Here is a 13,327-nt window from a genome sequence, read left to right on the forward strand (position 1 = left end):
CGACATGAAAGCGACGATGCTCTACGGTCCGAGGGACGTGCGGTTCGAGGAGCGGCCGGACCCGACAATCGTGCGGCCCACCGATGCGATCATTCGCGTCTCGGCCGCATGCGTCTGCGGGTCTGATCTCTGGCCCTACCGAGGCGCCCAGCCCCTCAGCGGTCCCACCCCGATGGGCCATGAATACTGCGGCATCGTCGAGGATGTCGGTCGTGAGGTCCGAACGGTCATGCGCGGGCAGTTCGTCGTCGGCTCGTTCGCGACGTCCGACAACACCTGCCCGCACTGCCGTCACGGCTACCACTCGTCGTGTGTCCAGCGCGAGTTCATGTCCGAGGCGCAGGCCCCGCTGCTGCGTGTGCCTCTTGCGGATGGCACCCTGGTGGCCACCGACGAGGTGCCGTCTGACGACCTGCTTTCGAGCCTGCTCACCACCTCGGATGTTCTCGGCACTGGCTGGTTCGCCGCCGACGCCGCACACGTCACGCCGGGTGCCACGGTCGCCGTGGTCGGCGACGGGGCCGTTGGGTTGCTCGGCGTGCTGTCAGCGAAGCAGATGGGCGCCGAACGCATCATTGCGATGAGCCGCCATGCGACGCGCCAGGCGCTCGCGCGCGAGTTCGGTGCTACCGACATCGTCAGCGAGCGCGGCGATGAGGGCGTGGCGCGCATCAAGGAATTGACGAAGGGTGTGGGCGCCGACGCCGTCCTCGAGTGCGTGGGCACGCAGGAATCGATGATGCAGGCGATTCGCGCCACGCGCCCGGGAGGCGGGGCTGGCTTCGTCGGCGTCCCGCACGGCGTCGCTCTCGATGGCGAGCCGCTCTTCTTTTCCCATGTGCGCCTGCACGGCGGCCCGGCTCCTGTGCGGCGATACCTGCCACACCTCATCGACCTCGTCCTGAAAGGCACCATCGAGCCCGGCAAGGTCTTCGATCTCACGCTGCCCCTCGATCAAGTCGCGGAGGGCTATCGTGCGATGGACGAACGCCGCGCCATCAAGGCGTTGCTGCGCCCGTAGTGAGCCTCTGGAGTCGATATGCACAAGCGAAGTGCTGGTTACGCCGCCGCGATTGTCGCACTGTCGCTCGTGGCGTCGTGCGCGAAGGCACGCGCGGCCTTGGTGGACGCGACCGTGGGCCCTGTGGCGCCGGGTCTCGTGGAGTACACGACAGACGTCCTGTTCAGGGACGTGTGGCTTCGGCCAGCACCCGCGGCCCGAGACCGCAGTCTCGTGACCGTGAGCGCACTGATCGCCGCAGGCCAGGTCGCGCAGGTGACCTATCACCTCAATCGCGCGATGGACAGCGGCCTGACCAGGGAAGAAGCCGGCGAGGTCATCACGCACGTGGCCTTCTACGCGGGGTGGCCAACCGCGTTCGCGGCGGTGCCGGTGGCCAAGGACGTCTTCGACAAGCGCCGGCGCTAACCGGTCAAGGAGCACTGGAGCTATGACACGATCCACCACACCACGAGAACCTGCGTATTCCGACGCCATGCGTCACGGGGGCCACACCAGGCGATCCGCCATATGGGCGGCAGTCGCCGCGATCACGGTGCCGTTCGTCAGCGCGTGGGGAAAAGGGCGAGGAGGCGAGATGGAAATCAAGCGAGGCGGGTCCCAACCGTCGATGAAGGGACCTGCAGAGTGGTTCACCGGAACAGTCCGCATCGATCCCTTGTTCGAGGCGGTCCTTCCGGCGCGTGCGGGCGGTGGCAGCGTCACATTCGAGCCCGGGGGCCGCACCGCATGGCACACGCACCCGCTCGGCCAGACGCTCATCGTGACCGCCGGCGTCGGCCGAGTGCAGCGGTGGGGTGGTCCGGTGGAGGAGATCCGCCCAGGGGATGTCGTGTGGTTTCCGCCCGGGGAGAAGCATTGGCACGGAGCTACGTCCACGACGGCGATGACGCACATCGCGATTCACGAGAAGCTCGACGGCAAAGTTGTGGATTGGCTGGAACACGTCACCGATGCACAGTACGACGGCCGCCCCGCGTGAGATAGCGTTCGCGGGATTTGGTGGTAGTCACATGGGGCTCGAAGCCAGGCTTTACCGGACCGCCCGGAGCATCACGGCCCAGTCCAGCACCGGTGAGAAGTGCGAGCCGCAAGTGCGCGCGATCCGATTGCGTGGACACCTTCGCGAAGGTGGACACGTTGGCCCGATCGCCACCGTCAGCTCAATTGATGACTGCGAGCTGGCAAGCCCTGGGAGGAGTGGCACGTGGGCTTGTCGGTCACGATCCGCGCGTGCTTGCGCGCAGCCTAATCGGCTGGCGCTAACCGGTATGCGAATGCCGACCACTGACAGTTGACTGACAACGGGATGAGCCTCGCCAGCGCGAGAGCCTTACATCCAGTTGCCGAAAGAGCCGGGGGTCGCAGATCCCAGAGATGGCTTGAGGTCATGCAACAACCTGACCGCGAGCATCGGGCCGATGAGCGCCGATGAGGGCATCGACGAGGCCCGGGAGAGTTGATACCCGGCGTATCGCTCACCAGCTGTACGCTCAGCGTCGAGGCCGCTCACGCATCGCAACAGGTAAGCAGATGCGGACGACTGACAATTGACTGACAACCGAATGCTTCACCGCTGCGACCCACATTCCCAAAGAGCCGGGGGTCGCAGAGCCCAGGAATGCATCGGGCGAATGCAACAACCGGCGGTTTCGCGTGGTCAGCGCTGCACCTCGGGGCTTCGCCGAGAAGGACCTCAGGCCTCGACTGACAAACGACTGACAACGTGACATCGATCGAGCCACCAAGCAGTTCCAGTGTGTCGTGAATGTACAGCACGTCTTTGGCGCGCTGACGTGATGTTCGCTTGCCACTGATCAGCAGCTTCTGCGCAATGTAGCAGACAGGATTCGCGAATGATGTTCATCGTCGCGCCGGTGGAACGAAGCGTCACGCTCCAAGGCGCAATCAACAGCACGTCGAGATGACGCAGCTTCTGCGCAGACACACCGCTGACGGAAGTGGTCACGTCCTTTGTTCCGTCCCTCCGGAACTCGCCTCCTGAGAGCGGTGTCAGGAACTCCGCGTAGAACCCCGCATCATCGCCCAGTTGATAGTGGGTGACAGGCGGGCGGTCGTCTCCCAGGAACTCCTCTATGAAGCCTCGCACGAGCAGCCGGTCACGCAGGTTCCCCTTGTCGGCGGTGATGCCACTTGGAATCGCCACGTCCGTGTCACGGGTCATCAGCGGTCGATACGGCAGCGCCTGCGCCAGCGCGTGTTGCCTAAACAGCCGATGTGCCCACCCGCCAACGATGACGACACGGTCAAGGTATGGAGCCAGAGCATCGAAGAGGACGGCAATGTTCTCGTTGTCGCGTTCGGCGGTCACTGGCGGACCTTTCCGAGTAGTGGCTTGAGAACTTTGCGGTAGATCAAGTCGGCTTGTTCAGGGCCGCGGGCGGCTTCGGCCTCAAACGCCTGATCGGCATGGACGCAATGGAGGGGCCGCGGATCATACCGACGCTGCGCATCAACGTCGGCGTCGGCTTCTAGAGAGGCACTGCGACGCGGTCAGCCGCGAATGCGCCTGGCCTCTGGCGCGTGCGAGCGACTCGAGTCTCCGCTTGACCCTTGCCTGACGGGCAACACCGGCCTATGAGGACGGCGGGGATTGACGAAGCCTGAGAGACGGGGACGTACTCCGTGGCGCACCAGGCGTTCAGCGTCGAGACCGGTCGCGCCTCGCTGCCGTAAGCAAATCCTGACGACTGACGATCGACTGACAAAGCAAGGGCCGCGTCAGCCGAGCGGGCTCCGGTCCACTTGCCCAAAGAGCCGGGGGTCGCAGCTCCCTGGAATGCTTCGCGAGAGTGCACAACAGGCGTTGTGTGATGGCCAGCGATGCATTTTCTGGCTTGGCCGAGAAGGACCACCGGTCTCGACTGACAAACGACTGACAACGCGAGGTGGCCTCCGGCAGCCTCCAGTTGCCTCTGCACAAAAGACGCGCGCCGATTGCCGATGTGCGAAGTGCTTGTAATCCGTTGTGCGTGAATGACTTAGCTTGGTACGCCCGGTAGGGTTCGAACCTACGACCGCCGGCTTAGACGTTTTCGGGAGCGAGGCCACTGGAGGCCGCACGGACCCGCTGCAGCCTCAGACGTGTGAGCCCGATCACCGCTGCAGGCCACGCGAAGCTGCTCGAGGCAGCCTCGGATTGTCCGTCAATTGTCAGTCGAGCTCAGCCGCATCGCGAAGCCACTCCAGCGAACACATGCCCAGACAGCGGCGCGCGTCTACCGCCGTCGGTTCGGTCGTGCGGAGGGTGCTCTGCTGCCCCAACGCAACAAGTCTGACCTCCGATCTTCGACTGGCGGGCGTTGCAACGATGGAGCATCTCCGAAAGCCGGCTTCCCGCCCAGCCTCTGGAATCATTGATCGCCACCGCGGAATGCTGAGAAATCAGCAGCTCGGCCGGAAACCTGTCGATGTGCGCACGCTCATTCACCAGAGCCTTGCGTTCGTGGCGCACGAGATCACGGCACGAGAGGTCGACGCGACCCTCAAGCTGCCGTCCCAACGCCTGCGTCGTCGACGGCGACCACGTGTTGTTGCAGCAGGTGCTCGTGAACTTGGTGATGAATGCGCTGGACGCGATGGTTGAGACGCCTCAGGCGAGGCGCAAGCTCACGGTCCGCCTCGAAGGCAGGGACACCGAAGTCGACATCTCCGTGCATGACACAGGTTTCGGCCTTCCGACGGATGCCCAACTGTTCGCGCGCTTCGTGACGACGAAGTCGCACGGTCTCGAATCGGTCTCATCATCGATTTGCACCAAGGCATTGTCGCTGCCCGCAACAGTCCCGAGGGTGGCACCACGTTCACGGTTACGTTGCCCTGCAGCGCGGCCAGCACGCATCGTCCGACTGGCGGCGTGAGTCTCTGTGGTAAGGACCGCAATTGCGGCGCAAGGTTAGCGCACCCGCGGCGCACCGAGCTTCGCAAGCGCGAGCACGTTCCCTTTCGTTGTCGCATTGCCTTGGTCGTTGCGAGCAAAGCCAATGATCAGCGACTGCGTGCCGACACGAACATGGATGCGCACATTGCCCCAGAAGAAGGCCTCGTCGCCGACGCCGGCTTGTATCTCCGCCTGGGTCCCTAATAGTTTACGAACCTGTGCGAAGGTCTTGGCGTCAGTTGGCCCTAGGGCAACGTGGACCCAGTCGCCATTCGATAACCGAAACCGGCACTCTGTACCCTCCGGCACGGCTTGCGGTTCTCCGTCACGAATTCCAGTGCCCATGATGCCCGCGATCTCCTGCGATGTGATCAGCGAACACGCGCCTCGGACAGGCGTAGTTGTGCCAGGACCCCTCTGACGAGTCGCCGGAGCTGCGGCTGTGTGCACCAGCATCATGGCGGCGAGTACACACGCAGTGATTGCAGCGGACATTAGTGTTCTCCTAAGAAAATGAGCCTTGTGGCGACACGAGGTCGACGCCTCGGCACGGAATGGCCGATGCGGATCTCATTCGGGCGACTCGGAGGTCAGCCCGAGCTTGCTCGAAGGCATCATATCGAACCACGCGCGACGACCTCTATGAAGTGGTTGTGCATAACGGCCCTCGTCAGGTTTGATCACTTCGATGCGTGCCCGGTGACCGGGCGCCTTTGCGAGCGGCGCATCGCATGTGACGATCGGGGCCTCAGGCGCTCCGCCAGAGCCACATACACGGCGTCGTACGCCGTAATGTTTCCCCGCAGTGTCCACGCGCGAGTGAGGAGATCGACGACCTCGCCTGTCCCGTGCGAGTCGACAGAGGCCTTGCGTCACTTCAACGTCTGTCAGGTGAGGTCAATGGAAGTCGTCCTGGTTCTGAAAAGATGCGCCTCCACTGTGGTCCCAAGCGGCGTTTGCAGCAGAAATTCCAGGAGGGCGGAGGCCTCGACGACGATCGCGCGGACTCGCGCTCTCGCGGACGACCACTGCGGCGGCGTTTCCAACGTCATCCGCTTTCGACCGTGAAGTCGAGTCAGCATCTTCGACCACGTGCTTCAGGCAGTGCGCTCGCGCCCTCACTTCATCAGCGTCCGCGCAGGCTGCGCGTAGAACGGAGTTGCAGCGAGCTCCGAACGGATCTCGAGTTGGCCACCGATCACGGGGCGCACTCGCGCATGCTGACCAGTCCCGGGCCGTTGCCCACGGCCGTCGCAGCCGCTGCCTCGAAGCCGCGGCCATCGTCCTCCACGCTGAACCGGATCTCGTCGTCACTGAACGACAACGTGACGCAACGCGGCTCCCCGCCGCGTGCTTGGCGACGTTGTGCAGGGCTTGCCGAAGATGACCTTGAGGCAGTAACCTGCGCATCATGAGCACCCTACTGATTCTCATAATCCTACTGCTGTTGTTGGGCGGGGGCGGGTTCTATGCAGGAGGGCCACGGGTGGGCATTGGGCTAGGTGGGTTGGTTCTCCTGATTCTGATCGTGATGCTGCTGACCGGACGTTTGTAACGCCTGATATTGCGTTCACAAGCCGGTCATCGGATGCGGCAGGCGCAACTGAAGCGCACCGGGAATGATCTGGTTCGTCATGGCGCCCACGGCGCAGAACCCGAATCCAGCCACGGCGAAGGCCTGGTCCACCGGGGTGTCCAAGGGCATCCACAGCAACGCCAGCAGTGGGGGAATGGCCAAGGCCGCCACGTCGCCATTCGTGTCAAGGAAACGAGCGACGGAGGAACTCGTCTGGGTTGACGTGATGCACGCGAAACGGGACGAGTACACGTGGGCCGATGATCGGCAGGTCACACTGGCGCAGCGGTCGCCCGATGCGGTGAAGGACACGGCGGGGCTGATCGAGGAATCGATCGCGCGGTCCCAACGAAGGAAGGCGCGGCCGCGACGGCCGAAGAGAGCGCGGCGGTCAGCGAGGAGCTGAACGCGCAAGCCGAGACGTCGCTGCAGGTGGTGGCCGGACCTCGCGGCGCTGGGTCGGTGGCGACACTGCGACGCCGGCGGCCTCGCCAGTCGTGCGCGGCCGCCGAGAACGCTGGTCATGTCGCCTCGGCCGCGCAAGGCTGCCGCGGACCGTCACGATGAAGGTCCCCGCGGCACCGGGAAGTTCGGGCACTTCTGACCCGGAGGCGATCTCGTCGAGTTCCTCAGGTCGCTGTGAGGCGCCCTGGCGCGAGGGCTATCGCTTCGGGATCGCCGAGTCCCACCCGGCGAAGTCCGAGGGCTTCATCCCCCTGATGAAGCCCTTGAACGCGTAGGTCGTCGGATGGTACGGACCGACTAGGGCGATTGGCCCATCGGGGCTGATGCTCGACTCGAGGCCGGCGCCCCACAGGATCGCATTCACCATCAAGCGCCGGAAGCCGTCGTTGACGATGTCCTCGGAGGCGCCATGGGTCGTCGCGAAGGCCCGCCCCTGCTTGCCGGAGTCGGCGGTGTAGGTGCGGTACCAGGCGACGGGCTGGAGCGTCTTGCCCTGGGCGGGAGGCGAATCCGGGGTCATGCCGTCGAGGATCTCGCCGGTGGCCAGCACGTGGCTCCCTTCGATGGGGTTGGCCGTGTAGCCGCCGGACTTCACCCACGCGTCCTTCACGCCGCGCAGGATCGGGTGGCCCGCCTCGCCCTTCTCGGCCACCAGGCGCGAGCTCTGTTTGTGATTGGCGCCGTAGTGCGACACCCACGTCTCGCCGAGAATCTGCCGGCCGAAGCCGCCGACGTACTCCGGCGTGCCCTTCCAGGAATATTTGGCGTAAGCGGCATCGGCCCGTTGAATCTGGAAGGCGTGCGTGGCGGTGCGGAGGCCGACGACCGGGCCGCCGCGATTGAGATAGTCGACCACGTGCTTCATCTCCGCGTCAGGGAAATCCTTGAAGCGGGTGAAGATGACGAGCAGATCGGCCTTGTCGAGGGTCGCCAGGCCGGTGATGTGCGAACTCTCGGGATCGATCTCGCCGGTCTGCGGGTTGGTGGTGAACAAGACGCTGCACGTGAACCCGTAGTGATGCGCCATGATGCGGGCCAGCATCGGGAGCGTCTCTTCGCTGCGGTATTCGTGATCGCCCGCGATGAAGACGATGTGCTTGCCGGCCCCGCTGCCCGTGTCGCCCCTGTAGGAGCTTGCTGAAGAACCGGCCATGACGGCTGATTTCATCCCGCTCGCTGTGCGAGACGTGACCTATCGAGTCGGATACACGTGGGCGGGTCGACCGCGGCGACCCGCGGCCACACGGTCGACGGAGGCCTTACGCAGGCGTAGCCGCCATCGCGAGGAGTCTCGGCAGTCGTCGCAGGTTGAAGGCGGCGCACGCGAAGACGAACAGGCTGTCGACCTTGTCGAGCCCGCGGAGCTTCACCTTGCGCAGCCCCGCCAGCGGTTTCAGCCACCCGAAGACGCGTTCGATGCGCGGCCGACAGGCCTGACTGATGCTGTAGCCGGCATGCCGTGTCGTGCGCCGATCGATCGCGCTGCCGCCCGTCCGCTTCACGTTCTGGCTGACGTGCGGCGTGTATCCGAGTTGCCGCGTGACATCGACGAAATCGCGGGTGTCGAAAAGTTTGTCCGCGCCGAGCGTGCGCGGGCGCGACGGACGCGCATGCTTCTGCAGCATCAGCAGCGCGGCGTCGCGTTCGGCGTGGCCATCCGCCGTCGTGGCCATGCCGTCCACGATCAAACCGTGGCGATTCTCCATCAGCACGTGCCCGAGGTACGCCAGCCGCGCCTCGCTCTGGAACGATTTGCGATACAACCGCGCATCCGGATCGGTCTTGGAGGCGTGCGTGTCGTTGGTGCGTGTTTGGCCATGGAAGTTGCGGCCATCACCCTCGGGCGGCCCGGCCTTCGGCTGAAAACTCTTCTGACTCGCCCAGGCCTCGATCAACGTGCCGTCGACGGTGAAGTGCTCGTCAGACATCCACGCCGAGGCCCGGTCGACGACCCGTTGCAGGAACTGGCGCGCGACCTCCTGATTCAGCAAGCGATCGCGGTTCTTGGTGAAGACGGTCGGGACCCAGATCGGCTCGTCCATCTCGAGCCCCACGAACCACCGGAACAGGATGTTGTAATCGAGCTGCTCCATCAGCAGCCGCTCGCTGCGGATCGAGTAGAACAACTGCAGCAACTGCGCCCGCAGCAGGCGCTCAGGCGGAATCGACGGACGGCCGACGCGGGCATAGAGGCCATCGAAGTCGCGCGACATGTCGCGCAGGATCTCGTCGACCAGCACACGAATCGGGCGCAGCGGATGATCGGCCGGGACGCGATCCTCGGCCGAGACGTAGCTGAACATCGAGGTGGGCTGACGGTCGTCTCCGCGCATGCTCGTCATCGTAGTGCTCGGGATCCGCGTTGTCGATCCCTCAGGCGCCGTTTTTCAGCAAGCTCGTAGACGACGACGTTCGGATTCGATGCAGCGGCCGCGTCCGCGGTGGACTCCGCAAACACCGGGCTCGCCGAGCACAGTGCAACGGCCAGTGCCCAATGCGTCAGGAACAACGAGGATCGCCGGAATCTCATGGTGCGCACAGTATGCCCCGCAACTGTCCGATTGAGATCGACCCGGCGTGACGCCGGGCCGTTCCCCTAGAAACTGAATCGCAGCGCGCCCTGCATGATGCGCGGGGCGCGCGCCGCGGTCGCCTGGCCGAACGCGGCGTTGACCTGCTCGCCTGCCGGGTTGAACCGTGGTGTCGTATCGATGCTCGACCAGTTCACCTGGTTGAAGACGTTGTACATCTCCCAGCGGACCTGCAGCCTGCGCGAGCCGCCGAGGCCGAAGTTCTTGAACATCGAGAAGTTCGTGACGATGATCCGCGGCCGCCGGTAGAAGGTCGCCTCGGCGTTGCCGAAATCGCCGCGGGCGTTTCGGGCGAAGCTCGAGACGTTGAAGAAGCTGCCGGTGCCGCCCGGCGAGAGATCGCAGTTGCCCGAGCACAGCGGATCTCCGGTGATCGTCGCTCTGGTGCCCTGGTCGCCGCCCGTCAAATCGGCATTGTCGGTCGTCGTCGGCTGGGAGAGACCAGCCCAGTCGCCGCTGACGAAGGCCGTATCGCCAGACATCTGCCAGCCGTCGAGGAGGCCGCGGCCGAGCGCGTTGTCCATCAGGCGGCTGCCGTTGGGCACGTCCCAGGTGTAGTTGAGGACCAGGTTGTGCAGTTGCGTCGATGTGTCGGGGCGGTCGTTCCACGCCGCTCCAGGGCGTGCCGGATTGAACACGCCGGCCGAGTTGATGTTGTTGTTGTCGGCTGAGCCGTCGCCCACGGTCTTCGCCAGCGTGTAGGCGACGGCAAACTGAAGGCCGTTGATGTAGCGGCGATTGAGCTGCACCTGCAGTGAGTTGTACGAGCTCCTGCCGAAGTGCTCCCGGATGTCGATGTTGCCGTAACCGCGGTACGGACGCAGGAACTCCGCCGGCTTGGCGCTCGTGGGGTTCTGGGGATTGGCGTTCTGCGGGTTCAGGTCGACGAAGCGCGCGCCGTCGGGCACCCGATTGAGCTGTACATTCATCTCCAGGTTGCGCGTCTGGGACCCGGCATAGGTGACGTCGAGCACCGTGCCCCAGCCCAGCTCCCGCTGGACACCCACCGAGTAGTTGTAGGCCATCGGTGTCTTGGCGTCCCGTTGGAGGCCGAAGACGTTGCTCGGACGGTTCGAGAAGGCGCCCTGCTGTCCGGCGCCGAGGAAGGTGTCGAACGAGCTGTAGAAGATGCTGGGCGTGTTCTGCGCCGGCGGGTTGCGGGCCAGGGCATCGAGCGTGTTCGCGTTGATGAACGAGTTGTGGTACAGGCCGGCGCTGGCGTGCAGGGCCATCTTCTGGTCGCCCATGATGTCCCACGCCAGACCGAAGCGGGGCTCGAGCTCGAGGCCTCGCGAGTCGCGGAAGCCGCGTGGGTAGCCGGCGTCGCTGGTCACCATGCCGTTGTAGCGGTCGCCCGTGCCGGGGACGAACGAACCGACGAACACGTTCGGCTTCGTCTCGCCGGTCACCGGGTCGAGCGCGACGTTCTGGCCGTTGATACGGGCCGGCTCGTACAGCCGCGGCGCGAGCGCCGGATCCCATCGCTCGGGGACGAACTCCGCCGCCGGCAGCGTCGAGTACCAGGGCGTGTACTTGAGGAACCGGACGCCGTAGTCCACCGTCAGCCGCGAGGCCGCCTTCCACGTGTCCTGCACGTAGAACTCGGTGATGTAGCGATAGCCTTCGACTTCGGAGAAAGCATCGATCTCCGTGTAGTCCCGGAAGTTGCCGAGCAGGGCGTTGGCGAACGCGTAGTTCGAATCGAGCGGGTTGTTGACGTCGGTGGCGAAGTTGAACTGCCCCGCCCACGGCCCGGCACCGACGCCGCCGTTGCCCTCCGAGTTGCGCGACTGCTCGAAGTAGAACCCGGTCTTGAACGAGTGGCTGCCCTTGATCCAGCTCAGGTTGCTGCGGATCGACGTGATCCATCCCTGACCCTGGTCGACCAGGCGGTTGTCGTAGTTGAAGTTCGGCGAGTTGGTCAAACCGAACTGCACCTTGGGAATCACGTTGCGCGGATTGAGCTGCGGGTTGAACTGGCCGACGTTGAAGCCGACGTTGCTCCGGTTGATGCGATCCCAGTCGCCATCGGTGAGCGGATAGAACTGCTCGGTCTGGGTCCGGATGCCGAAGTCGGTATCCATGATCAGGTTCGGGCGCAGGATCTTGGTGTAGTTCACGCTGCCGCCGCGGTCGGTGTTCAGGTAGTGGGTGTTGAAGAAGCCCCACTGCGACGGTCCGGCCGTGATCTCGCTGCCGCGCTGGTCCGAGTACCAGTCCTTGAACGTGAAATAGAAGCTGTCGTTGGCCGTCGGCCGCCAGTCGACCCGGACGATGTTGTTCATCTTCGGGTTGTCGGCGTTGGACTGCGTCGAGTGATTGAAGTTGCCCTGGGTGAAGTTGCGGTCGAAGTTGGTCGCCCGCGGCAGCATGTTCAGCAGGTTGAAGCCGTTCTGGTTGATGCGGTTGGCCGGGATGATATTGCCGGGGAAGCACCCCGGGCCGCCGGTGACCGCGTTGCAGGCGCCTTCACGCTGCGGGTCGCGGATGTTGATCAACCGTCCCTGGCTGTCCAGGGTCTGCGAGAAGTCGCCACGCATCTCGGCGTCGGTCGGCATCGTCCAGTTGCGCAGTGGACCGGGGCGTTTCACCAGCGGCGCTTCCAGCGAGTAGAAGAAGTAGAGGTTCTTCGCCTTGGGCACCGGACCACCCAGGTTGGCGCCGTAGGTGTTGAACCGGTAGGGGGGCTTGGCCACGCCTTGACGGTTGCGGAAGAAGTCGTTGGCGTTGAGCGATTCGTGGCGGCCGTAGTAATAGAGATTGCCGCGATAGTTGGCGCCGCCCGCCTTGCTCACGATCTGCACCTGACCACCACCGGCGCGCCCATACTCGGCGCGATAGGTGTTCAGCAGCACACGCACCTCGGCGATCGCGTCGAGGTTGATCTGTTGCGACATGAGGCCGCTGTTGCCCGCCTCGTTGGCGACCAGACCGTCGACAACGACGTTGCTCCAGTCGCGCCGGGCACCGCCGACGTTGGGCACGTCGGTGCCGAAACTCATGCCGAGCGAGTCCACGGTCTGCTCGTACCGGACGCCCGGCAGCAGACGCATGATCGACGTGACGTCGCGGCCGAGCACCTGCACCTGCTCGATCTGGTTGGCGGTGATGACGCCGGCGTGCTGGGTTTCGGCGACGTTGACGTGCGCGCCTCGCGCCTCGACCACCACGGTCTCGCCGACGGCGCCCACGTCCATCGTCACGTTGCCGACGCTCAGGCGCTCGCCGGCGCTCAGGACGACATTCTGGCGCTCGTGCGTGCGGAAGCTCTCCAGCGTCGCGCGGACGGTGTAGCGGCCGGGCATCAGGTTGGTCAACTGGAACTCGCCGCGATCGTTGGTCACGGTCGAGCGCTCCTCGAGCGTCGACTCGTTCACGATGACGATGTTCACTCCAGGCACGACGCCGCCTTGGGCGTCGATGGTGGTGCCACTGATGCTGCCGGCGACGACCTGCGCGCTCGCCGTGGTCGAAGCCAAGAGGAGCGCGCACAGGGCCGCAGCCAGACGTCGTGCTGACATCGAGAGTCCTCCGTATCGTCACGCGGACACAGCCCGGGCTGCCGAGTTCATTCAGCCGCCGAACCTGCGTACGTCGCAAATGTGGTTGCGCAGAGAACGTATCGATCGAACTACCGACTGTCAAGCGGCGTCAGTCGAGTTGGGCGGACGATCACACCCCGTCGCCACCACGCCGTGCATCCGCGGACTGGTGTCGCAACGGGCCAATTGGTCGAGCGGGCCGAAATGAAACTGTAAGATGCCGGTTAACAA

The 13,327-nt window shown here is 64.7% G+C and carries 10 protein-coding genes, 1 tRNA gene and 1 pseudogene; 4 read left to right on the forward strand and 8 right to left on the reverse strand.

All coding sequences use genetic code 11. From position 1 onward, the window contains the following. The first annotated feature begins 4 nt into the window (after nucleotides 1-4). The 3 genes and pseudogenes from LuPra_RS08560 (at nucleotide 5) to LuPra_RS08570 (ending at nucleotide 2,003) form a co-directional block, all read left to right on the forward strand. Nucleotides 5-1,021, forward strand: a complete 1,017-nt coding sequence (locus LuPra_RS08560) for a zinc-dependent alcohol dehydrogenase family protein (protein WP_110170361.1) — start codon at nucleotides 5-7, stop codon at nucleotides 1,019-1,021. 117 nt (nucleotides 1,022-1,138) lie between these two features. Beyond that, nucleotides 1,139-1,429 (forward strand): annotated as a pseudogene (locus LuPra_RS08565) (carboxymuconolactone decarboxylase family protein); the annotation flags it as partial. A 169-nt stretch (nucleotides 1,430-1,598) separates the two neighbouring features. Continuing rightward, nucleotides 1,599-2,003 carry a (R)-mandelonitrile lyase gene (locus LuPra_RS08570; RefSeq protein WP_110170362.1) on the forward strand — a complete coding sequence of 135 codons (405 nt, stop codon included), beginning with the start codon at nucleotides 1,599-1,601 and terminating at the stop codon, nucleotides 2,001-2,003. A 714-nt stretch (nucleotides 2,004-2,717) separates the two neighbouring features. On the opposite strand, the gene LuPra_RS08575 is transcribed toward LuPra_RS08570, so the two are convergent. Together LuPra_RS08575 and LuPra_RS31700 are read right to left on the reverse strand one after the other, a co-directional pair. Next, nucleotides 2,718-3,353, reverse strand: a complete 636-nt coding sequence (locus LuPra_RS08575; RefSeq protein WP_110170363.1) for a GSU2403 family nucleotidyltransferase fold protein — start codon at nucleotides 3,351-3,353, stop codon at nucleotides 2,718-2,720. Between the two features lie 676 nt (nucleotides 3,354-4,029). Further along, nucleotides 4,030-4,128: transfer RNA gene (locus LuPra_RS31700), tRNA-OTHER, on the reverse strand. Nucleotides 4,129-4,569: 441 nt separating this feature from the next. On the opposite strand from LuPra_RS31700, the gene LuPra_RS08580 reads away from it, so the two are divergent. Next, the gene (locus LuPra_RS08580) at nucleotides 4,570-4,902 is read left to right on the forward strand and encodes an ATP-binding protein (protein ID WP_157898903.1); all 333 of its coding nucleotides are present in this window, start codon (nucleotides 4,570-4,572) and stop codon (nucleotides 4,900-4,902) included. A gap of 35 nt (nucleotides 4,903-4,937) precedes the next feature. Here LuPra_RS08580 and LuPra_RS31705 read toward each other — a convergent pair whose 3' ends face one another. The 6 genes from LuPra_RS31705 to LuPra_RS08610 form a co-directional block, all read right to left on the reverse strand. Beyond that, nucleotides 4,938-5,267, reverse strand: a complete 330-nt coding sequence (locus LuPra_RS31705) for a hypothetical protein (RefSeq protein WP_157898904.1) — start codon at nucleotides 5,265-5,267, stop codon at nucleotides 4,938-4,940. A gap of 853 nt (nucleotides 5,268-6,120) precedes the next feature. Further along, entirely contained in the window at nucleotides 6,121-6,246 is a 126-nt protein-coding gene (locus tag LuPra_RS33890) for a hypothetical protein (RefSeq protein WP_257724500.1), read from the reverse strand. A gap of 246 nt (nucleotides 6,247-6,492) precedes the next feature. Continuing rightward, a complete protein-coding gene (locus LuPra_RS31710) occupies nucleotides 6,493-6,660 on the reverse strand; it encodes a hypothetical protein (RefSeq protein WP_157898905.1) in 168 nt (55 codons plus the stop codon). A 499-nt stretch (nucleotides 6,661-7,159) separates the two neighbouring features. Continuing rightward, nucleotides 7,160-8,116 (reverse strand): ThuA domain-containing protein, encoded by a 957-nt coding sequence (locus LuPra_RS08600; protein ID WP_234800792.1) that lies wholly within the window; start codon nucleotides 8,114-8,116, stop codon nucleotides 7,160-7,162. 106 nt (nucleotides 8,117-8,222) lie between these two features. Then, the gene (locus LuPra_RS08605; protein WP_110174593.1) at nucleotides 8,223-9,296 is read right to left on the reverse strand and encodes an IS5 family transposase; all 1,074 of its coding nucleotides are present in this window, start codon (nucleotides 9,294-9,296) and stop codon (nucleotides 8,223-8,225) included. A 263-nt stretch (nucleotides 9,297-9,559) separates the two neighbouring features. Continuing rightward, nucleotides 9,560-13,075, reverse strand: a complete 3,516-nt coding sequence (locus LuPra_RS08610) for an outer membrane beta-barrel protein (protein ID WP_110170368.1) — start codon at nucleotides 13,073-13,075, stop codon at nucleotides 9,560-9,562. Nucleotides 13,076-13,327 lie beyond the last annotated feature (252 nt).

Source organism: Luteitalea pratensis, from assembly GCF_001618865.1.
Taxonomy (GTDB): domain Bacteria; phylum Acidobacteriota; class Vicinamibacteria; order Vicinamibacterales; family Vicinamibacteraceae; genus Luteitalea; species Luteitalea pratensis.

Excerpts from the sequence above, each read along its gene's own strand:
- LuPra_RS08560 (WP_110170361.1), top strand. The coding sequence starts at position 5 with ATGAAAGCGACGATGCTCTACGGTCCGAGGGACGTGCGGTTCGAGGAG.
- LuPra_RS08570 (WP_110170362.1), top strand. The coding sequence starts at position 1,599 with ATGGAAATCAAGCGAGGCGGGTCCCAACCGTCGATGAAGGGACCTGCA.
- LuPra_RS31705 (WP_157898904.1), bottom strand. The coding sequence starts at position 5,267 with ATGGGCACTGGAATTCGTGACGGAGAACCGCAAGCCGTGCCGGAGGGT.
- LuPra_RS08600 (WP_234800792.1), bottom strand. The coding sequence starts at position 8,116 with ATGGCCGGTTCTTCAGCAAGCTCCTACAGGGGCGACACGGGCAGCGGG.
- LuPra_RS08605 (WP_110174593.1), bottom strand. The coding sequence starts at position 9,296 with ATGCGCGGAGACGACCGTCAGCCCACCTCGATGTTCAGCTACGTCTCG.
- LuPra_RS08610 (WP_110170368.1), bottom strand. The coding sequence starts at position 13,075 with ATGTCAGCACGACGTCTGGCTGCGGCCCTGTGCGCGCTCCTCTTGGCT.